Origin of the sequence: Streptomyces sp. NPDC051561, from assembly GCF_044454195.1 — a bacterium.
In the GTDB taxonomy this organism is placed as follows: domain Bacteria; phylum Actinomycetota; class Actinomycetes; order Streptomycetales; family Streptomycetaceae; genus Streptomyces.
Genome location: NZ_JBITDM010000015.1, coordinates 124,822 through 144,996, shown reverse-complemented (window position 1 = coordinate 144,996; position 20,175 = coordinate 124,822). Strand labels below are relative to the sequence as shown.

Here is a 20,175-nt window from a genome sequence, read left to right as displayed (position 1 = left end):
TCCAGCGCACGTCAAGGGCGTTCCCAGCAGTCCACATACTGGCGCTCCCGCCCGGCCGTCTCCATTCCCTCTGCCCGTCCATCTGCCCGTACGGCCGGCCTGTACGGGCGGACCGGTCAGTAGCCGACAGTGATCCGTTCCTGGAGGAAGGTGCCTTGTTCCAGTGTGTCCACGACCGCGGCTGCGAAGTCGCCCACCGAGATGCGGCTCTCGCCGTCGGCGTCGGCAATCGGGGTGTCCCGGGCCTCGACCCGGAAGGAGCCGGTCTTCGGCCCGGGAACCAGGTGCATCGGCGGCGGGCTGACATATGTCCACTCGACCGGCGTCCGTGTGGCGCGCAGCAGGTCGAGAGCCTCGGTCTGGTCGCGCGCTGTCTCCAGGTACGCGGCGGGGAAGCCGGGCGCGTCGACGAACCGCTCGCCCGGTGCGTACTCCAGGCTGCCGCCGCCGCCCAGGAACACCAGCCGGGAGACTCCGGCATCGGGCAGTGCCTTCAGCAGGGCCTGCGCGCTTCTCGGCACCAGGCGGTCCGGACCTTTGACGCCGACCACCACAGCGTCGTGCCCGGCGACGGCCGCGGCCAGAGCGGTGGGGTCGCTGACATCGGTGGTGGCACGACCGAGCGGTGTGACCTGGTGACCGCGTGAGGTGGCCTCCGCGGCGACGGCGCCGCCGAGGTTTCCGCTCGCTCCGACAATCGCGATCCTCATGGGTGTCTTCTCCTTGATGTCGGTGGGGTGGTTGGTCTCTGTGGTGCTCATGGCGTTGGTGGCGCTCCTGGTTTCCGTGGGGCGCGCGGAGACGTCGAGGAAATCGGCGATCAGGGGAGCCATCTCGGGCAGCTTCTCCTCCAGCGCGAAGTGGCCGGTGTCGAAGACGTGCACCTGCGCCTCGGGCAGATCGCGCAGATAGGCGTGCGCCCCGGCTTCCGGGAAGAACGCGTCACCGCGGCCCCACAGCACCAGGGTCGGCGGACGGTGCTCGCGCAGCCACTGCTGCCAGACCGGGTAGCGGTCGATGTTGGAGTGGTAGTCGAGGGCCAGTGCGACCTGGGCCTCCTTGCGGCCCGGCAGGTCGAGGAAGTGCTGGTCCAGGGTCCAGCCGTCGGGGGCGATCAGAGCGGGGTCGCCGGTGCCGCCCTCGTACTGGCTCCGGGTGACCGGGAGAGTCAGGATCTCGCGGACCCGTTCCTCGGCTCCCGGTACGCCCGGCCGGTTCGCGGTCAGACCCCGGGCCAGGTCGGACAGGCCCTCGGCGTAGCTGTTGGCGTTCTGAACGATCAGCCCGTTGATCCACTCGGGGTGCCGGGCGGCCAGTCGCATGCCGACCGGGCCGCCGAAGTCGAAGGCGTAGAGCGCGAACCCGCCCGCGCCCAGCCCCAGGGCTTCGACGAAGCCCTCCATGACGTCGGTGAGGCTTTCGAAGGAGTACGTGAAGTCCTCCGGAGTCTCGGTGTGGCCGAAGCCGGGGTAGTCGGGAGCGACCAGGTGGTAGCGGGTGCCGAGGGTGTCGATCAGCCGTCGGAACTGGTGGGAGGCGGACGGGAATCCGTGCAGCAGCACCAGCGTGGGCGCGTCGGTGGGACCGGCTTCCCGGTAGAAGACCCGGACCCCGTCCACCTCCACGAAGCGGTGGACCGTCCGTGTGACCTCTGTGCCTGCTGTGCTGTGCTTCGTCATGTCACATGCTCCCTCGTGGCGTTGATGCATTAGTTATAGCGGGGAGGCTGCTAATGGGTCAATGGCCTGAAGTAGCATTAGATACATGAGTAACAGGCTGCCCCTGGTCGGCGAACCCCTTCCACTGGACCTGGTCAACACCCGCGTCGGCGGACCTGCCGGCGAGGTCGACCTGCTCGACTCCGAAGAGCAGCTCCACCACTGGCTGAACGCCCAGGCCGGACGGCTCACCGGGCCGCCCCCCGGGTCCGACGGCCCCGGCCTCGACGCGCTGCGGGCGCTGCGCGGTCGGATCTCGACGGTGATCGACTGCGTCCGCCACAACGCGGAGCCGCCCGCCCAGGCGCTGCGCGCGCTCACCCGGGCCCAACTCGCCGCACCCCTCCACCGCAGACTCGCCTGGGACGGGGAAGCCGTCACCGGGACCCGAGTGCGCAGCGGGAGCGTCACCGATGTCCTGCTCGCGGAACTGGCCGACGCCACCGTCGACCTGCTGACCGATCCGGTCGCCCTCGGCAGGTTGCGCCACTGTGAGGGGCCCGGCTGCAGACTGCTCTTCCTCGCGGTGAACCCGAGACGGCGCTGGTGCTCACCCGCACTGTGCGGGAACCGGGTGCGGGTCGGCCGCTACTACCAGCGGCACAAGGGGGAGCCGGCCTGAGCGACGCGAAGCGCTTCGAGGATGCGCACCTGCACGCGGGCACCGGAGTGCGCCAAGCCACCGTCCGCAGTAAGAGCCTGTGTCTAAACCCCGGCCAGGCGGCGGGCGCCCGGCCGGGGTTTAGACACAGGCTCTAAGGCTTGAGCGGCGCCCGGTCTCGTGCGAAACCCTTCAGGACTGCCGTTCCCAGAGTTAGGACTGGCGTCCCAAGAGTGAACCCACCGGGCTCTCTGCCCTCCAAGTGACGCAGCGGCGACATGCTGTTCGCGTTGATCGGATCAGCGCATTGTGCGTCCAGGGGAGAAGGCATGAGCACGCAGCAGGCAGTCGACGGGCACTTCCCCACCGCCACGGTCCCTCCACGTCAGGAGAGCGGCGGGCAGGGCGGCAGGGTGCCGCGCCATGTCGCATGCGTCATGGACGGCAACGGCCGCTGGGCGCAGTCCCGTTCGCAGCCGCGCACCTACGGGCACAGCGCGGCGGAGGCGGCCGTGATCGACGTCATTGAGGCGGCCCGCTCGTCCGGAGTGAGGTGGCTGAGCCTGTACGCGTTCTCCACCGAGAACTGGGACCGGCCGGGCAACGAGGTGGAATTCCTGATGCGGTTGGTACGGCGCGTGGTGCGCAAGCACGCGCTCTTCCTGCACGCACGCGGCATCCGCTGCCGCTTCCTGGGGGTCAGCGATCCGCGCATCCCCCCGGCACTGGCCCGGGATTTCGACGACCTGATGACGCTGACCGGCGACAACCGGGGCATGACGCTCACCGTGGCCTTCGACCACGGAGGCCGCCGGGACATCGTCGAGGCCGCACGCTCGCTCCTGCGCAGCAAGATCCCGGCCGACACCGTCACCGAGCAGACCTTCGCGGACCACCTCCCCTACCCGGACACTCCCGACGTGGACCTGGTGATCCGCACCTCCGGGGAGCAGCGCATCTCCAACTTCATGCTCTGGCAGGTCGCGTACGCCGAGTGGGTCTTCCCGCCCGTCCTGTGGCCCGACTTCCGCGCCTCCCACTTCCTTGAGTGCTTGCACGCCTACCAGCAGCGCGACCGTCGCTTCGGCGGTGTGCTGCCCAGCGAGATCGGAGCATCCCGACCGTGACCCTCCACGACGCCCCCCACTCCGACGGCCCCGTCGTCGACGCCGGACCGCAGGACACCCTCCCCGGACAGGACACCCTCCCCGGGCAGGAGCCCGCGCCGGGCACCCGTGCGCGGAGCACCCCGCTGCCGGGCCCGGACCCACGGTTCGGCACGTTCTTCAACGACCCCCGGTGGGCACTGGCCATGATCCGGGCGACGGTCCTGGAAGCCGCCCATCCCGCGATCGGGGCGGCCCTCGTCGAGAACTCCACCTTCGTCGCCCACCCGTGGCGGCGCCTGCGCAACACCTTCCTGAGCATGCAGCGCATGGTGGGGGCGGACGACGCGACGCGTGAGCGGGAGGCGGCACGACTCAACCGCATGCACGCACGCCTCACGGGGACCGACGCCAGGAACCGGCCCTACGACGCGATGGACCCCGGTGCACGTGCCTGGGTGGTGGCGACCCTGTTCGAAAGCTCCGTCACCATGTTCCGGCTCAGCGGCCAGCCCCTGGAGCAGGAGTTCACGGAGGAGCTGTACGCCGAGTTCCGGGCGATGCTCGTCACGATGGGGGACGAGCCCGGGCAACTGCCCGACACCCTCGCCGAGTTCTGGCCGTACTTCGACAGGGTGGTGGCCGAGGAGCTGGAGAACACGGAGGCGATGCGCGTCATCCTGTACAAGCTCTTCGACCGCCTTCCGGCTCCTCCCCTGCTGAGCGGCCTGCCCACCCTGTGGGCCACCGGCCGGGCCCTCGCCGCTCCTGTCGTCGGGGTGATCGCCGTGGCCTCGCTGCCCGAGCCGTTCCGCCGTCGCGCGGGCCTGCCCGAGCTGCCCGGCGCGCAGACCCTGATGCAGGGCGCCTACCTGGCCGTCGGGCTGACCCGTTTCCTGCCCGCGCGCTGGACCGAGCCGGAAAACGTCATCGACCTGCTGTCCCTGACGCCCGACCCCGACAGCGACGACCCGCGCGCCCGGAGCGTCGCGGCCCTGTACTCCCGGATGAGGCGGGCCGGAGCCCTGCTCAGACTCCTCTCGCCGCTGCCCGGCCAGCCGGAGCCCCCCGCACACGCACCGCCGTTCACCGGCGCCGCGTCCGCGCACCGGCAGGAGTCGGAGGACTTCTTCCACCAGGTGCTGGACCAGACCGGCAACGGCTCGCTGGACTGGCCGGACCTCGCCGCCATGGCCCGTGAACTCGCCAGTCGCCTCGACCTGGACGAGCCCGAGGAGACCCGGCTCTACCAGGCCTACGCGGACTGGTGGCGGGAGCTCCAGCCGGCCCTCGACACCGACGGCGACGGCAGCATCAGCGCCGAGGAGTACGCCGCCGCCGCACCCTCACTCGCCGGGCCCGCCCTCATCAGGGTCGCCGAGGTGCTCTTCGACGTGACCGACAAGGACGGCAGCCAGCACATCGACGCCGACGAGTACCGTGCGCTGTTCCGCACCGCGTTCCGCCGCGACACCTCGACGGCGGGCGAGGCGACGTACACCCGCAGCGCGTTCGTGAAGGAGTTCCTCGCGTTCATGGCCGGGCGGCAGCGCACCACGCCGTTCGACCCGCTGCTCGCCGAGGCGTAGACCCCCGGGCAAGAGAGGTCAGAAGTAGTGTTTCCGGCCGCCGACCGCGCGCCCGGTCGCGCCGAGGATCCAGAGGACGGCTCCGACCACGACCAGGATGCCGCCGATGGTGGTCAGGAGCGATACATGGGCCAGTAGGCCGATGAGGAGGAGGATGACGCCGAGGACGATCATTGCTGCTCCGATCAAGCCGTCGGTGCGCCCGCCCCGTGAGGCCGGGCGACGGGACCTTCGCGCTTGCCCGCTCGACAGGCGGGAGATCCCTGAGGGCACCTCCATTGTCCTTTCATCCGGAGTCTCACGCACGTGGAGCAAGTGACCGGGGGGACAGGTGAAGGGGCGGGATGTCCTCGGCGAGAGGGGCCAGGCCCCGCCCCCACCTCGGCCCCCCACCTCACTTCTGTTTTCTTCGGAGAAGCAGGGCATTGCGTAACCGTGGGAAATGACGAGCGTTGGGAGGGCGTGATGAAGACCCTGATGCGCACCTCGGTGATGGCCTTCGGCCTCACCGCCACCGCCCTCCTCGCCGCCGTTCCGGCACATGCCGACTCGACAGACACCCCCCACAGTGCGCCTCTCACCGCCCCCACCGAAATGGGCGGAGCCGACGAAATGGTGGACAAGGCCGCCGACCTCACCCTCAGCACCCTGGTCGGTGAAGCCAACAACGAGGAAGACGGACTGGTCGGCTCCGTCCTTCCCGGCAAGGGCAATGGTCACGGTCTCGGCCTGGACGTGTCCGGCATGAACCGGTAAACGGAGGGCGGCTGTGTGACGGGCCCGGGGCCGAGTGGCCCCGGGGGAGCGCCTGTTGGTGCTCGTGTGCCGATGCGGCCCGACTACGCGGCCAGAGCGGCAGGCTCGCCGAGCCGGAGCGCCGCTGTGCGCCAGGCGGCCGTCACCGCCGCGTGGGCCTGCCCCGTCCTGGCGACCTCGTCGGACGTCCACTCGACCGGCCGGCCCACGTGCACATGCAGCTCCGGGCGGCGCAACGGCGCCGTCACCAGACCCCCGATCTGCTTGGCCCTGCTTCCCGAGGTGACACGGCGGGCACCGGCCTGACCCACCGGTACCACCGGAGCCCCGGTGCGCAGAACGAGCCGGGACAACCCCGTCCGGAACCCCTCGGGAGCCGCCTCGGCGGCGTCGGTACGGCGCGGGAGACCGCCCTCGGCGTAGATCAGGACCAGGCGTCCGCGCTCCAACGCCTCGACGGCCCCGTCCAGCGCGCTCGCCGCGCGCCGATCGCCGCGGTGGACGGGGATGTGCCCTCCACTCGCGAGCATGCGGCTCAGTAGCGGCACCTGCCACAGCCCTGCGGTCGCCATGACGACCGGCCGCGTTCCGAGCCGGTGCAATGCGGCCAGGACGACGGCCGGGTCGGCGAGGGAGGTGTGATTCGCCGTGATGATGCTGCCGGGCGCGAGCACGGCAGCCGGGTCGGTGGTGACCGTGAGACGCCCCATTGCAGGCACCAGGAAGCTGGCAAGACGGCTGAGCATGAGACGACCCCTGTTCCGTGATGTTGATCTTCATCATCGGGTGCGGGAGCGCCAAGAGCCTGAGTATCCGCACTCATCTTGCCTCCCCGCACCGAACCTCCGCGTCTGTGCATCACCCGACCGCGAGAGGCTGCGGGCACCCGCCTCGGGTCCGACGTCCGAGCACTCCGATGTCCGAACACCCGAACGGCTCCGGGGGCGGGACGCCACGTCAACCGCCCCAGCGGCCCACCGCGGGCCGGAACCGTCCCGGCCGACGGCGGCAGGGCTTGCCCCAGGGGGCTCCCGTCCGCCTCCCGGGGGCCACTTCCCGCGGCCCCGGCCTGCCGTCTAGGGTCGATCGCATGATCCCACGCGCCGCCTCCGCGAAATTCGACGTCGTGCCGCCCGGCCACGTCCGACACCGGACCGCTGGGCAGACCCCCGGCGACGTGCGTCACCCGGCCGTTCCGTGCCGCGCCGTCATGGTCGAAGTACGGTGACCGGCCCCTCCGTGTTCCCCGGCGGCTCCGGGCTGTTCCGGCTCGGCACCACGGTGGCGCACCTCAATCACGGGTCCTTCGGGGTCGTCCCGATCCCCGTGGCACAGGCCTGGCGGCGCCTTCAGGACGAGGCGTCCGCCGACCCGGACGCCTTCTTCCTCGGGGTGCCGGACCGGGTCGCCGAGGCCAGGACCCGGATCGCGCACCACCTCGGAACGGCCCCCGACGGTGCGGCGTTCGTCGCCAACGCCACCGAGGCGGCGCACCTCGCGCTGGACGCCGTGCGCCTCGCACCCGACGACGAGGTACTGGTCACCGACCACGGCTACGGCACGGTCGTCGCTGCCGCCGCCCGCAGGGCCCGCGTCGTCACCGTCGCCCTCGATCCGACGCTGCCGGACGAGGAGGCGCTGCGCGCAGCGGTCCTGGCCGGGGTGACCCCGCGCACCAGGGTCGCGGTGCTCGACCAGGTCAGCTCCCCGACCGCGCGTTTCATCGCGACCCCGAGGCTCCTCGCCGACCTGCGGGACCGTGGCGTGACCACGATCGTGGACGGGGCGCACGCCCCTGGCGCGCTCGCCGAACCACTGGCCGGGGAACCCGACTTCTGGTTCGGGAACCTGCACAAGTGGGGGTACGCGCCACCCGGCAGCGCACTGCTCGTCGTGGCCCCGCAGTTCCGCGAACGAGTGCCGGCGCCGGTCCCGTCCTGGGAGCACGACCGGGGCTTCCCCCGCGCGGTGGAGTACCGGGCAACCGTGGACTACACGGGGTGGCTGGCCGCCCCGGAGGGGCTCGCCCTGCTGGCGGAACTCGGTGCCTCGCGCGTACGCCGCCACAACAGCGCACTGGCGGCCCACGGGGCGCACCTCCTCGCCCGCATCCCGGGGATGACCCCGCTGCCGTACGACGAACGCCTGCCGATGCGGTCAATGCGGCTGCCGCCGGGGATGGCCAGGACCGCACCGGAGGCGGTCGCACTGCGGGAGGAGATCGCCCGCCGGGGGTTCCGCGTGCTGACCTGGCCGTGGGCGGGTGGCGGCGGGATGCGGGTCAGCGGGCAGATCTACAACGAGCCCCAGGAGTACGAGCGCCTGGCAGGCGTGGTGGCACGCGTGCTGGACGGACGCTGACGCACACCCCGGGCCTCAGCATGTCGGCCTTGGACGACATCGACGTCGTGGTGCACGGCTTCGGCGCTCGCGGATTCCGCCCCGAGTTGACGACCGATTGGCTCGGGTCGCGGCGGGGCACCGCTGTCATGTGAGCACCAAGAAACCTGAACCGCCGCCGCGTACCCCTGACGGGCACTACGTGCTGATCAAGGGACGCCGGTGGCGCGCCACCGACCCCGATCTGCCCGTGGACGTCGCCGACCGGCTGCGCCACCACCTCATGGCGGCACGCCGCGAGGTCGGCGCCGCGCTGCGTGCCGGCGACACGACCGCCGAGCGAGCCGCCCGTCACCGCGTCCGGAGTGCCAAAGTCGCGCTGGGGGAACGGGGGGCACCCTGGTGGGAGCAGAACGGCGAGGAACGCCGCGAGAGGTGGCAGACGGGTCTCGCGGAACTGGAGCCCCCGGCCGACGGCGACTGAGGCGTCCCACGCGAGCGGCACCGACCGGCGGGCGAGGGGGCGGGGGGCCTCCCGACACAGCGGCGGCCCGTGCGAGGACCTTCCCGCACCTTGCGACCGCCCGCACCACGCGACCGTTCGCTGATCCGACCGGGGTCCAGACGCAGGCTCTGAGGAGCCCCGGCCCGACCCGGGGGGACACCGCCGACAGCACACTCAGGAGCAAAACCATGCGAGAGACCTCCCACGGCGCCAAAAGCACCCCCGCACGCCGCCCCAGACTTCGCTTCGACGGATGGATCGCGGGGATGGGCGCCTCCTGCGGCACACGCATCGTGGTGGGGCACTGGCCGCGCTCGCCCTTCGGCGCATTCAGCGACGTGATGCTCGAACGACCCGACGGAGAACGCGTATTGCTCGCACCCACGCAGGAGACGGCGGAGTTCATCCGCGACACGTACACCTTCGACACCGTGCACGTCGTCCCGGTACACGTGACGGCCGATGGCGACAACTGGGCCGTCTCGGCGGGCCCGTTGGACCTCCGGTTCACCGTCGGACGGCGGGGCCCGCTGGGCCTCCTGCTGCGCGCCGTACCCGGACCACTCGCCCGACGCCCCGCGTGGAGCACGGTGATCGACTGGCCCGCCCGGCTGTTCCTGAAGGGAGTACGGACCCGCGGCAGCGCCGGCGGTGGACGCCGCGAATGGTACGGCGCGCGCGACCTGCACCCCGTCGTCACACTGACCGCGACCTACGGAAACGACACCCTGGGCCGCTGCGCTCCGGTCGAGCCACCGGTGCGCTTCGGCTTCGGCTCCGTACCGCGCAAGCCGGCCCTCACGCGGGTCACCACGACAGTGGAACTCGGGGACGGCGACTAGGGCGGCTCAGGCGGACTGGCTCAAGCCGTGGGGCGTGCCCGGCCCACCGGTGACCGAGTGACAGGGCTTCCCGTACGGGCTCCTCTCCCCGAGAATGGCCCTCAACTGTCTGGCCTTGGGGGGCTCGTGTCGGATCGTGGTTCCACTCCTGTTCCGCCCGCCATGCGCAGAGTCGCGCGGGACTTCGAACTCGGGTCACGCCAGGGGCTGGTGTGGACCGAGCCCAAGCGTTTCCCGTGGATCGTGGTGCTGCTGCCGGCGCTGGTCGGGCTGCCGGTGGTCTGGCTGGGGATTTCGGCTGCGGTGGAGGGGCGGCGGAGCCATGGCGCCTGGTACTACGGGCTGCCGTTGCTCATTCTGGGGGCCGTGCTGGTCGCTGCGGCCGGGTACTTCCTCGTCCTCGCGCTCACGAGACGGCAGGCGCAGATCTGGGTGGGCCTCTACCAGCAGGGCATCGTCCGAGAGGTCGCCGGGCAGGTGCCGGAGGCGTACTCCTGGGACGAGATCGACGGCATCCGGCGGCGCAGCACCAACGTGACCAACGGGATCACCAGCGCCACCACGCACGAACTCTGGGTGTGTCCCCGTGAGGGCGCCGAGATAGTGGTGACCGACGCGTACAAGGGAGCCGCCCTGTTCACCGACGAACTGGACAGGACATTCACGCGCATACGGCTGCCGCAGGACAGCGACCGGCTGAAGGCGGGCGAACGGGTCGACTTCTTCGGGGCCCACCTCGATCCCGCCGGTGTCGGGTACCTGGACCACCGGCTCGGCTGGCGCGAGGTCGACCGGGTCACGGTGAAGCAGGGCTGGCTGGAGATCCATCGGCACGGCGACGGAAAGCCGTGGGCCAGGCTCCCCGTGGAGATGGTCCAGAACCTGTCGGTCTTCCTGGCCCTCGCCACAAGGACGCGCCGGGAGAAGGCCGGCAGACGCCCGCGATCAGATGATCCGGGGGACACGGGACGGGGCGCATGACTTTTGCGACGGCAGTGGAGGGGGGACGGCGTCGTTGACGCGGTGGCGAAGAGAGCGACACGCATCACGAGGTCCTCGGGGTGGACGTCAGGAGGTCCTCGGGGTGGAGTCGAGCCGGGCTGCGGCCGCGTCCCAGGCGGCGCTGTCACCTTGCGGGGCGTAGTGCCGCAGGTGCTGGGTGGAGGCGATCAGCCGGCGCATGTCGGCGAGGTCGCCGACCAGACCGGCGGCCCGTGCCTGGACGAGAATGTTGCCGAGCGCGGTGGCTTCGGCGGGGCCGGCCACGACGGGCAGGCCGGTGGCGTCGGCGGTGAGCTGGCAGAGCAGGTCGTTGCGTGATCCGCCGCCGACCAGGTGGACCCGGGCGATGTCGCGGCCGGCCAGCTCGGCGGCCTGGCGCAGCGTGCGGCGGTGGGCGAGCGCCAGGCTCTCCAGGATGCAGCGGACCACGGCGCCCGGGCTGTCGGGTACCTGCTGTCCGGTGCGGGTGCAGAAGTCCCGGATGCGGGCCGGCATGTCGCCGGGGGCCAGGAACTCCGGGGCGTCCGTGTCGACGAGCGAGGCGAACTGATGGGCCTGGGCGGCGTCGGCGAGCAGCGCGGGGAGGTGGGTGGAGAGGTTGTCCTTCTCCCAGGTGCGCCGGCACTCCTCCAGCAGCCACATGCCCATGATGTTGCGCAGGTAGCGCACGGTGCCGTCGATACCGCGCTCGTTGGTGAAATTCGCCGCCCGGGAGGCCTCGCTGAGGACCGGGGCGGCGAGTTCGAGGCCGGCCAGGGACCACGTCCCGCACGAGACGTAGGCGAAGTCCACCTCGGTGGCGGGCAAGGCGGCGATCGCTGACGCGGTGTCGTGCGAGGCGACGGTCGTCACCGGGGTCCGGGCATCGAGCCCTGTGTACGCGCAGACGTGCGGGAGCAGGGTGCCCGCAGGATCGCCGGGGGAGCGCAACGGGGGGAACAGGTTGGCGTCGAGGGAGAGCCGGTGCAGGAGTTCCTTCGACCAGGTCCCGGTGCGGGAGTCGAGAAGGCCGGTGGTGGAGGCGTTGGTCTCCTCCGCTCCGAGGGAGCCGGTCAGCCAATGGATCAGGAGGTCGGGGACGAGCAGCAGTGTGCGGGCGGCGTTGCGTTGGGCGGTTCCCTCGCAGGAGGCCAACTGGAAGACCGTGTTGAACGGCAGGTGTTGCAGGCCCGTGATCCCGTACAGCTCCTTGGGTCCGACCTTGGCCCAGACGCGGGCGGCGGCGTCCGTGGTGCGGTCGTCGCGGTAGTGGAACGGGTGGCCGAGCAGGGCGCCGTCGGCGTCCAGGAGCCCGTAGTCCACGGCCCAGGTGTCGACGCCGACGGAGGCGACACCGCCGGAGCGGGCGGCCTCGCGCAGTCCGTCCAAGGTGCCCTGGAACAGGGCGAGTACGTCCCAGCGCAGACCGTCCGGGAGGCGCACGGGCGTGTTGGGGAAACGGTGCACCTCGGTGAGGTCGAGGCTGTCCGGGCCGACGCGGCCGACGATCACCCGTCCGCTGGTGGCGCCGAGATCCACCGCGGCGAACGCGGACACGAAGGCGGAGGACGGAGGAGTGGTGGTCACGTGGAACCTCTGCGATGCGGACGGCTCATCCGGGGACGAGGAGCGAGGAAGGCGGACCGGCGGCGCCCGGCGGGAGCGTTCAGCGAAGGAAGGCTGTGGCGACACCGGCATCCACGGGAATGTGCAGACCGGTGGTGTGGGTGAGGTCGCCACCGGTGAGGGCGAAGACCGCGTTCGCCACGTGCTCGGGCAGGACTTCCCTCTTGAGGAGAGTGCGTTGGGCGTAGAACTCGCCGAGCTTCTCCTCCTCGATGCCGTACGTCGCCGCCCGCTGCGCGCCCCAGCCCGCGGCGAAGATGCCCGAGCCGCGCACCACACCGTCCGGATTGACCCCGTTGACGCGGACACCGTGCTCGCCGAGCTCGGCGGCGAGGAGACGCACCTGGTGGGCCTGATCGGCCTTGGTGGCCGAGTAGGCGATGTTGTTCGGCCCCGCGAAGACGGCGTTCTTCGAGGCGATGTAGACGATGTCCCCGCCCAAGCCCTGCTCGATCATGACCCGGGCTGCTTCGCGGGAGACGAGGAAGGAACCGCGGGCCATGATGTCGTGCTGAAGGTCCCAGTCCCGGGCGGTCGTCTCCAGCAGCGGCTTCGAAATGGAGATGCCGGCGTTGTTGACGACGAGGTCGACGCCGCCGAAGGCGAGGACGGACGCACGGAACGCGGTGCTGATCTGCTCCTCGGAGGTGACGTCCACCGTGACCGCCACCGCTGTGTCCGGACCGCCCAGTTCCTTGGCCACCGCAGCGGCGTTGTCGCTGTTCAGGTCGGCGACCACGACGCACGCCCCCTCGGCGGCCAGCCGGTGCGCGATGGCCTTTCCGATGCCCGAGCCCGCGCCCGTCACCAGGGCCACCCGGGTCGCGAGGGGCTTCGGCTTCGGCATGCGCCGCAGCTTGGCCTCCTCCAGCTCCCAGTACTCGATGCGGAATTTCTCCCCCTCCTCGATGGGGGCGTAGGTGGAGACGGCTTCGGCGCCGCGCATCACCTGGATCGCGTTGACGTAGAACTCGCCCGCCACCCGGGCGGTCTGCTTGTCCTTGCCGAAGGAGAACATGCCGACGCCGGGAATCAGGACGATCGCGGGGTCCGCACCGCGCATGGCGGGCGAGTCCTCGGTGGCGTGCCGTGCGTAGTAGGCGGCGTACTCCTGCCGGTACCGCGCGTGCAGTTCCTTCAGCCGGGCCACCGCCTCGGCCAGCGGTGCGTCGGCCGGCATGTCCAGAACCAGCGGCCGCACCTTGGTACGCAGGAAATGGTCCGGGCACGAGGTGCCCAGCGCCGCCAGGCGCGGATGCTGGTCGTGGGCGAGGAAGTCCAGGACGGCTTCGGCGTCGGTGAAGTGGCCGACCTGCGGCCGGTCCTGTGAGGCCAGGGAGCGGATGACGGGCGCGAGCGCGGCCGCCCGCTCCCGGCGCGCTCCGGGGTCCAGCGCCGCGCAGCCGGCGAGCGGTGCGCCGAACGGCTGCTCCTTGCCGCGGTCCGCGAGGAAACTCTCCGCGGTGCGGATCATCCACAGCGCGTTCCGCTCGCACTCCTCGGCGCTCGTCCCCCAGGCGGTGATGCCGTGCCCGCCGAGGACCACGCCGACGGCCTGAGGCTGAGCCTCCTTGACGGCGGCGATGTCCAGGCCCAGTTGGAAACCGGGCCGGCGCCACGGCACCCAGGCCACCTTGTCGCCGTAGCACTCCTTGGTGAGGGCCTCACCGTCGGCCGCGCAGGCAAGCGCGATCCCGGAGTCCGGGTGGAGGTGGTCGACGTGTGCGGCGTCCACCAGGCCGTGCATGGCGGTGTCGATGGACGGCGCGGCACCGCCCTTGCCGTGGAGGCAGTAGTCGAACGCCGCGACCATCTCGTCCTCGCGCTCCGCTCCCGGGTACACGTCCCTGAGCGCCCGCAGCCGGTCGAGCCGCAGTACGGCGAGCCCGTCCTCGGTGAGGGTGGCGAGGTCGCCACCGGACCCCTTCACCCACATCAGCTCGGTGTCCGAGCCGGTGACCGGGTCGGTGACGGTGCCCTTGGCGGATGCGTTGCCGCCCGCGTAGTTGGTGTTGCGGGGGTCGGAACCGAGCCGGCGCGCGCGGTCGAGAAGCGCGGCGACTTCGAGGTGGGTGGCCATGGGGAGTTGATCCTTCGGTGTGGAGGCTGCGGGAGAAGGAGAAGGGGGAGTGCTCTTCGGGGCGGGGGCCGTGCGGTCCTGCGGGCCTTCTGCTCAGGCTCCCCAGCCGGCCTGTTCGCCGCCGACGCGCTCGGCTGCGATACGGGCCTGCCACCCGGAGGCGGTGTATGCGGCGACGGGGTCGGGGGCCAGCCCCTGTTCCTCGCGTACTTCCCGCAGCAGGGGGCGGACGTCGGTGTTGTACGCGTCCATCAGTACGGAGTTGGCGGCGAGGACGTCACCCGTGTGCTGGGCGGCGGTCAGCGCGTCGCGGTCGACGAGGAGTGCCTTGGCGGTGGCCTCCTGGACGTTCATCACGGAGCGGATGACGGCGGGGATCTTGGCCTCGATGTTGTGGCACTGGTCGAGCATGAAGGCCACGTTCGTCGCAGCTTCCAGGCCGCCGTTCTTGGCGACCTCGTGCATGATCCGGAACAGCTGGAAGGGATCGGCTGACCCGACCATCAGGTCGTCGTCGGCGTAGAAGCGGGAGTTGAAGTCGAAGCCCCCGAGCTTTCCCTCCCTCAGCAGGAAGGCAACGATGAATTCGATGTTCGTGCCCGGCGCGTGGTGGCCGGTGTCCACCACGACCTGGGCCTTGGGCCCGAGCCTGAGGCAGTGGGCGTACGAGGTCCCCCAGTCCGGCACGTCCGTGGTGTAGAAGGACGGCTCGAAGAACTTGTACTCCAGCAAGATCCGCTGTTCGTCCCCGAGCCGCCCGTACACCGCGGCGAGGGCCTCGGCGAGTCGGTCCTGGCGGGCGGCGATGTCGTCCTGCCCGGGGTAGTTGGTGCCGTCGGCGAACCACAGTTTCAGGTCCGTCGAACCGGTGGCGTCCATGATGTCGACGCACTCCAGGAGGTGCCGGACGGCTTTGCGGCGCGTCTTCGGGTCCGGGTGGCAGACGCTGCCGAGCGTGTAGTCGTCGTCCTGGAAGGTGTTGGAGTTGATCGCACCCAGTTCCAGGTCGCGTTCCTTCGCATAGCCGGCGAGGGCGGCGTAGTCCTCGACGCGGTCCCACGGGATGTGCAGGGACACCTTCGGTGCAACACCGGTGAATTCGTGGACCTTCGACGCGTCGTCGAGCTTCTCCCACGGTGTCCTCGGGACACCGGTCTGCGTGAATACCTTGAAGCGGGTGCCGGAGTTCCCGTAACCCCAGGAGGGCGTCTCGATGCGCTGGGACTTGAGCGCGGCCTTCACGGCTTCCCGTACGACAGTCATGGGGCAACCTCAGCGCCTGGGCCGCGCTGTTTGCGACGGCGTATGAATCGTTTCATCGCTAAAGAAGCATGAGTCGGGTGTAGTGGTCAAGAGATGAGACGTCACTTGATTGAATGCATTCATTCAGAGTGAGGGCTGCGGAGCGCGTCACCGAGGAGGTACGGACCCGGGTCCACGTCGCGATCGACCTCCTGGGTGACGTCCGGAGTGAGCCGGCACGGCAACTGCGGGCCGGCCGGAGCCGCATGCTCGGCCTCCTGGTGAAGGAGCAGGGGGAATCCCTTTTCCGCCGCTCTCGCGCGAGGCGCCGAGCAACGTCGAGCCTGCGGACGTCCTCGCCGCCGTTCACGTCCGTGGCGAGACCGTGGCCCCTTCGCGTGCGAGGGCGCGGCCGTCTCGGCCCGCGCCCGTGACGACGACGACCTTCCCCGCGAGACGCCCGCTTTTCACGGCCGCTCCCGGCTGTGGCGCCGCCCCCTGGGCAGCTCGACAGGCTTGCTGCCGGGCACCACTCGGTTGGTGAGGGATCCGATCCCCTCCACCGTCAGGGTGACCGTGTCGCCGGGCTTCAGCGGCGGTGGGACCTGTGCGCCGGAGCGGCCCCACAGTTCGGCGAGACAGCCACCGTTGCCGCAGGTACCGGATCCCAGGACGTCGCCGGAGACGATCCGGGTGCCCCTTGAGGCGTAGGCGGCCATCTCCTCGAAGGTCCAGCTCATGTGGGACAGCAGGTCGCTGCCGGTCTTTTCGCCGTTGACCTCGGCCGTCAGGGCCAGACGCAGAAGCCCTTCGCTGTCGCGGTAGGGCTCCAGCTCGTCGGCGGTCACCAGGTACGGGCCCAGAGTGGTGGCGCCGTCCTTGCCCTTGCACGGCCCGAGCCCGACCCGCATCTCGGCGGCTTGCAGGTCCCGCGCGGACCAGTCGTTGAACACCGTGTAACCGACGATGTGCTCGCGAGCCTGCTCCGGGGTGAGGTCTTGGCCGTCCCGGCCGATGACGGCCGCCACCTCCAGCTCGAAGTCGAGCACCGAGGAGCCGGGGGGCATGGGGATGTCGTCGTCGGGGCCGAAGACCGCGTGGGGATTGGTGAAGTAGAAGGTGGGTGCCTCGTACCACTGCTCGGGCACTCCGGATTCACCGCTGACGGAACGGCGTACGCCCTCGACGTGCTCCTCGAAGGTGACGAAGTCTCTGACGGAGGACGGCTGGAGGGGGGAGAGCAGCCGGACTTCCGAGACGTGCGGCCCGGGCGGGACGTCCAGTGCTGCCGCGCCGGCGTCGAGAAGGCCGGGGAGACCGTCGCTGTCACGGATCAGGTCGGTGAGTGAGGTGACACCTGGCAGGGGGAACAGTGTGCCGTCGTCCTCGACGACGGCGGCACGGGTCCGGTGCCGGTATTCGAAAGTGGCGAAGCGCATGATGCGGCTCCCAGGTGAAGAGGGGTGACACGGGACAGGACCGGCCGGGGCGGAATGCCCGCCCGCGGAGCCCTTCTTCGGGCAGCTCCGGCCCCGTGGACCGGGAACGCGACGGCGCGAGCCAGGGCAGGACACCGCCTGCCGCGTCCCCGGAGATCGGACGGGTTCGGTGGGCCGGTTTGTCAACCGACGGGGCCCAGACCGGCGGGCCTGGACCGACGTGGCCCAGACCGGCGGGGCCTAGACCGGCGGGGCGAGGAAGCAGCCGCGGTCGGGGTCGTTGAAGGACTCCTTGGCGATCAGCTCGTTCATCGCGTTGGCGGTGCCCCACTGGTCGGTGACCTCGGGCTGGGAGAAGTCGTAGACGTGGGGGTGCCAGGTGTCCTCGTCGAGCTCCTCCAACTCGGTCGTGTACTCGACGGTGTTGCCGTGCGGGTCGAGGAAGTAGGTGAAGGTGTTGTCACCGGCCATGTGCCGGCCCGGACCCCAGAGCTTCGTATGACCGGCCCGCAGGACCCGGCCCGTGCCGCGCATGTACTCGTCGATGCCGCGCATCTCGAAGGAAACGTGGTGCAGGGAGGTGTGCGGGCCCTTGGCGAGGGCCATGGAGTGGTGCTGGTTGCTGATCCGCATGAAGTGCATGACCTCGCCCATGTGCGGCGAGCTGAGAGTGTCGGAGAGCCGGAAGCCGAGGTGCTGCTCGTACCAGGCGCGGGTGCGGTCGAGATCGGGCGAGTTCAGTACGACGTGGGACAGCTTGACCGGGATCGCCTCCTTCTCCTCGATCTTGCGGTGCCGGCGGGCCTCGACGTCCGCGGAGACCTCGATGGTGCGTCCGTCGACGTCGAAGAACCGGAAGCCGTATCCGCCGCCGGGGGTGTCGACGGTGCCGGGCTGCGAAATCAACTGCACCTGCCCAGCGAGGAGTTGTTCGGCGAGTGTGTCCACGTCGGCCGGGGTCGCGGCCCCGTAGGAGACCAGGTCGAGGCGCTTCTCGGCGGCCTTGCGAAGCCGGACGACGTACTGTTCCGGGCTTCCCTCGGCGGCGAGGAAGGAGATGCCGGAGTCCTCGGCGACCTTGGTCAGGCCCCAGACGCCCGAGTAGAAGTCGAGCTGCTTGTCGTAGTCGGGCACGGCGAGGTCGACGTGCCGCAGATGGGTGAGCAGACGGTTGTTCGTCATCGGGTGCCTCCTCGGGCGGGGGAGAGGTTGAGCAGGGCGGCGGCGTTGGCGCCGCGGACGGCGTGGAAGTCGGCCTCGGGCAGGTCGGCTGCTCGGAGTGCGCCGAGGGGGTCGTCGGATCCCATGTCGAAGGGGAAGTCGGAGCCCAGCAGCACCCGGTCCGCACCGGCCGCGTCCACCAGCGCGCGCAGCACCTGCGGGTCGTGGACGAGCGAGTCGAAGTAGAGGCGCCGCAGATAGCTGCTGGGAGGATGCGCACACCGTACGGACGCGTCGGGCCGCGCCCGCCAGGCGTGGTCGCTGCGACCGATGTGGGTGGGGAGGTAGCCACCGCCGTGGGCTGCGACGAGTGTGAGCCGGGGGTGCCGGTCGAGGACGCCGGAGAAGATCAGGTGGGAGAGGGCGACGGCGTTCTCGGTGGGCTGGCCCACGGTGTTGGACAGGTACCACTGGCTGAGGCGCTCATCCAGCGTGCAGCCGAAAGGATGCAGGAACACGACCGCTCCGGTCTCCTCGGCCCGCGCCCACAACGGCTCGTAGACCGGATCGGACAGTTCCCGGCCGGGCGCGTTGCTGGAGATCTCCACGCCGGCCAGGCCCTCTTCGAGCGCGTGGTCCAGGGCCGGCACGAGCAGGCCGGGGTGCTGGAGGGGTACGAGCCCGAGCCCGCGGAGCCGCGAGGGTGCCACCGCGCAGTGCGCGGCGGTCGCCTCGTTGGCCAGCCGGTAGACCTTCTCGGCCGTGTGCGCGTCGGCCCAGTAGTGATAGTGCGAGGGCGAAGGGCTCACCAGCTGGACGTCGATGCCTTGGGCATCCATCCGGGCGAGCCGGACGGCGGGGTCGGTGAGGGCCGGGATCCGGTCGCGGACCATGGGGGCGTTGACCGCGAGTGCGTCGGGGCCGTTGCGGCGGGCGTCGAGCTCCTTCGACTCGGCGTGCCCGGGAAGCCCCGCGACGAGTGCCTCGATCTGAGGCAGCAGGACATGGGCGTGGACGTCCACGGTGGGCGCGGTCACGGCAGCTCCCTGAGCATGGTCATGGTGCGGGCCATGAGACCGGGCACGTCGGCGTCGCGGACGCCGTCGAGTTGCCACTGGCCGATCTGGACGGACGCTTCCACCACCGGGCGTACCCGAGTGATCCGCCGCTCGTAGTACCTCTGGAACAGCTGGTCGTCCCAGTCGTCACCTGCGGTGAGCATCTGGACGAGTACCCAGGCGTCTTCCAGGGACAGGGCCGCGCCCTGCGCGAGGGTGGGCGGGCAGCAGTGGGCGGCGTCGCCGACCAGGACGACCCGGCCGCGGTGCCAGGAACCCTCGATCAGGAGCCGGTCGAACCAGGTGTAGTTGACCTTCGAAGGGTCGGTGATGGTGGCGGCGATGGCCGGCCAGGCGCCTCCGTAGGCCCCGGCCAAACGCCGCATCTCCTGCGCGTACGACTGGGTGGGTATGGAGGAGCGGTCGCGGTTCTTCTCGACGACGTAGGCGTAGAGGGTGGTGTCGCTGGTGGGGCAGTAGCCGGCGATGAACGCGGGCCCGCCGTAGGCGAGGTCGGTGTGCTCGACGCCTGCGGGCCGGGGGGCGGCGACGCGCCAGATGGCCATGCCGGTCGGTTCTGGTTTGTCCGTTATCCCGATCTGCGCGCGGGTTGCCGAGCCCAGTCCGTCTGCGGCGACGACCAGGTCGTACCGGTGCTCGCTTCCGTCGCTGAACCTGACCGCGACACCGGAGGCGTCCTGGTCCCGGATCTCGGCGGTGGTGCCCAGCCGGACGGTCGCGCCGCTGGCGCGCACGGCGTCGATCAGGATCTGCTGGAGTCGCGGGCGCTGCATGCCCACGGTGGCGGGCAGGTCGGCGCCACCGGTGCGCAGGTCCCGCTGGACGTGCAGGACAGTGCCGTCGGGGGCGGTGATGCCGACCGATCCGAAGGGGAAGCCGGATGCCTTCACCTCTTCCCAGACGCCGAGTTCGCGCAGGACGCGCAGGGCGTTGCCCTGGAGGGTGATGCCGGAGCCTGCGGTGGCGTTCCAGTCGTCCTTCGCCTCGACGAGGTCGACGTCGATTCCGGCGCGGCGCAGCAGGACGGTCGTGGCGTTGCCGGCTGCGCCGCCTCCGACGACCAGGACCTTGCGGGGTGTGTTCATGGGGAACTCCCTTGTTCCTCGGGCT

18 protein-coding genes and 1 pseudogene are annotated in these 20,175 nt (G+C 70.7%); 9 read left to right on the top strand and 10 right to left on the bottom strand.

What is annotated here, in order from left to right:
- Window positions 1-116: 116 nt before the first annotated feature.
- A complete protein-coding gene (locus ACIA73_RS28535) occupies window positions 117-1,679 on the bottom strand; it encodes an alpha/beta fold hydrolase (RefSeq protein ID WP_399441639.1) in 1,563 nt (520 codons plus the stop codon).
- Between the two features lie 85 nt (window positions 1,680-1,764).
- Between ACIA73_RS28535 and ACIA73_RS28530 the strand changes: the two genes are divergently transcribed.
- The 3 genes from ACIA73_RS28530 to ACIA73_RS28520 all read left to right on the top strand — a co-directional run bounded on the left by ACIA73_RS28530 (window position 1,765) and on the right by ACIA73_RS28520 (window position 5,014).
- Window positions 1,765-2,340 (top strand): CGNR zinc finger domain-containing protein, encoded by a 576-nt coding sequence (locus ACIA73_RS28530; RefSeq protein ID WP_399441638.1) that lies wholly within the window; start codon window positions 1,765-1,767, stop codon window positions 2,338-2,340.
- Between the two features lie 416 nt (window positions 2,341-2,756).
- Window positions 2,757-3,446, top strand: a complete 690-nt coding sequence (uppS, locus tag ACIA73_RS28525; protein WP_399441702.1) for a polyprenyl diphosphate synthase — start codon at window positions 2,757-2,759, stop codon at window positions 3,444-3,446.
- Window positions 3,447-3,631: 185 nt separating this feature from the next.
- Window positions 3,632-5,014 carry an oxygenase MpaB family protein gene (locus tag ACIA73_RS28520; RefSeq protein ID WP_399441701.1) on the top strand — a complete coding sequence of 461 codons (1,383 nt, stop codon included), beginning with the start codon at window positions 3,632-3,634 and terminating at the stop codon, window positions 5,012-5,014.
- A gap of 18 nt (window positions 5,015-5,032) precedes the next feature.
- On the opposite strand, the gene ACIA73_RS28515 is transcribed toward ACIA73_RS28520, so the two are convergent.
- Window positions 5,033-5,188, bottom strand: coding sequence for a DUF6131 family protein (locus ACIA73_RS28515; protein ID WP_399441700.1), 156 nt, complete (start codon window positions 5,186-5,188; stop codon window positions 5,033-5,035).
- 291 nt (window positions 5,189-5,479) lie between these two features.
- Between ACIA73_RS28515 and ACIA73_RS28510 the strand changes: the two genes are divergently transcribed.
- Window positions 5,480-5,770 carry a hypothetical protein gene (locus ACIA73_RS28510; RefSeq protein WP_399441637.1) on the top strand — a complete coding sequence of 97 codons (291 nt, stop codon included), beginning with the start codon at window positions 5,480-5,482 and terminating at the stop codon, window positions 5,768-5,770.
- Between the two features lie 83 nt (window positions 5,771-5,853).
- On the opposite strand, the gene ACIA73_RS28505 is transcribed toward ACIA73_RS28510, so the two are convergent.
- The gene (locus ACIA73_RS28505; RefSeq protein WP_399441636.1) at window positions 5,854-6,516 is read right to left on the bottom strand and encodes a lysophospholipid acyltransferase family protein; all 663 of its coding nucleotides are present in this window, start codon (window positions 6,514-6,516) and stop codon (window positions 5,854-5,856) included.
- A 478-nt stretch (window positions 6,517-6,994) separates the two neighbouring features.
- Between ACIA73_RS28505 and ACIA73_RS28500 the strand changes: the two genes are divergently transcribed.
- The 4 genes from ACIA73_RS28500 to ACIA73_RS28485 all read left to right on the top strand — a co-directional run bounded on the left by ACIA73_RS28500 (window position 6,995) and on the right by ACIA73_RS28485 (window position 10,438).
- Window positions 6,995-8,131, top strand: a complete 1,137-nt coding sequence (locus tag ACIA73_RS28500) for an aminotransferase class V-fold PLP-dependent enzyme (RefSeq protein WP_399441635.1) — start codon at window positions 6,995-6,997, stop codon at window positions 8,129-8,131.
- A gap of 130 nt (window positions 8,132-8,261) precedes the next feature.
- Entirely contained in the window at window positions 8,262-8,594 is a 333-nt protein-coding gene (locus ACIA73_RS28495) for a hypothetical protein (protein WP_399441634.1), read from the top strand.
- Window positions 8,595-8,803: 209 nt separating this feature from the next.
- The gene (locus ACIA73_RS28490) at window positions 8,804-9,457 is read left to right on the top strand and encodes a hypothetical protein (protein ID WP_399441633.1); all 654 of its coding nucleotides are present in this window, start codon (window positions 8,804-8,806) and stop codon (window positions 9,455-9,457) included.
- A 162-nt stretch (window positions 9,458-9,619) separates the two neighbouring features.
- Window positions 9,620-10,438, top strand: coding sequence for a DUF6585 family protein (locus ACIA73_RS28485; RefSeq protein ID WP_399441632.1), 819 nt, complete (start codon window positions 9,620-9,622; stop codon window positions 10,436-10,438).
- Between the two features lie 87 nt (window positions 10,439-10,525).
- On the opposite strand, the gene ACIA73_RS28480 is transcribed toward ACIA73_RS28485, so the two are convergent.
- The 3 genes from ACIA73_RS28480 to rhaI form a co-directional block, all read right to left on the bottom strand.
- Complete coding sequence (locus ACIA73_RS28480) at window positions 10,526-12,136, bottom strand: rhamnulokinase family protein (RefSeq protein WP_399441631.1); 1,611 nt, start codon at window positions 12,134-12,136, stop codon at window positions 10,526-10,528.
- Window positions 12,105-14,144 (bottom strand): bifunctional aldolase/short-chain dehydrogenase, encoded by a 2,040-nt coding sequence (locus ACIA73_RS28475; protein ID WP_399441630.1) that lies wholly within the window; start codon window positions 14,142-14,144, stop codon window positions 12,105-12,107. The genes ACIA73_RS28480 and ACIA73_RS28475 overlap by 32 nt, the downstream gene beginning before the upstream one ends.
- A gap of 93 nt (window positions 14,145-14,237) precedes the next feature.
- The gene (gene rhaI / locus ACIA73_RS28470; RefSeq protein ID WP_399441629.1) at window positions 14,238-15,407 is read right to left on the bottom strand and encodes an L-rhamnose isomerase; all 1,170 of its coding nucleotides are present in this window, start codon (window positions 15,405-15,407) and stop codon (window positions 14,238-14,240) included.
- Between the two features lie 152 nt (window positions 15,408-15,559).
- Here rhaI and ACIA73_RS28465 point away from each other — a divergent pair.
- A pseudogene (locus ACIA73_RS28465) lies at window positions 15,560-15,722 on the top strand (LacI family transcriptional regulator); the annotation flags it as partial.
- Window positions 15,723-15,853: 131 nt separating this feature from the next.
- Here ACIA73_RS28465 and ACIA73_RS28460 read toward each other — a convergent pair.
- The 4 genes from ACIA73_RS28460 to ACIA73_RS28445 form a co-directional block, all read right to left on the bottom strand.
- The gene (locus tag ACIA73_RS28460) at window positions 15,854-16,825 is read right to left on the bottom strand and encodes a fumarylacetoacetate hydrolase family protein (protein WP_399441627.1); all 972 of its coding nucleotides are present in this window, start codon (window positions 16,823-16,825) and stop codon (window positions 15,854-15,856) included.
- Between the two features lie 240 nt (window positions 16,826-17,065).
- Window positions 17,066-18,007 carry a VOC family protein gene (locus tag ACIA73_RS28455; RefSeq protein WP_399441626.1) on the bottom strand — a complete coding sequence of 314 codons (942 nt, stop codon included), beginning with the start codon at window positions 18,005-18,007 and terminating at the stop codon, window positions 17,066-17,068.
- The gene (locus ACIA73_RS28450; RefSeq protein WP_399441625.1) at window positions 18,004-19,023 is read right to left on the bottom strand and encodes an amidohydrolase family protein; all 1,020 of its coding nucleotides are present in this window, start codon (window positions 19,021-19,023) and stop codon (window positions 18,004-18,006) included. Before ACIA73_RS28450 ends, ACIA73_RS28455 begins: the two co-directional genes overlap by 4 nt.
- Window positions 19,020-20,150: an FAD-dependent oxidoreductase gene (locus tag ACIA73_RS28445; RefSeq protein WP_399441624.1), complete on the bottom strand. Its 1,131-nt coding sequence runs from the start codon at window positions 20,148-20,150 to the stop codon at window positions 19,020-19,022. The genes ACIA73_RS28450 and ACIA73_RS28445 overlap by 4 nt, the downstream gene beginning before the upstream one ends.
- Window positions 20,151-20,175 lie beyond the last annotated feature (25 nt).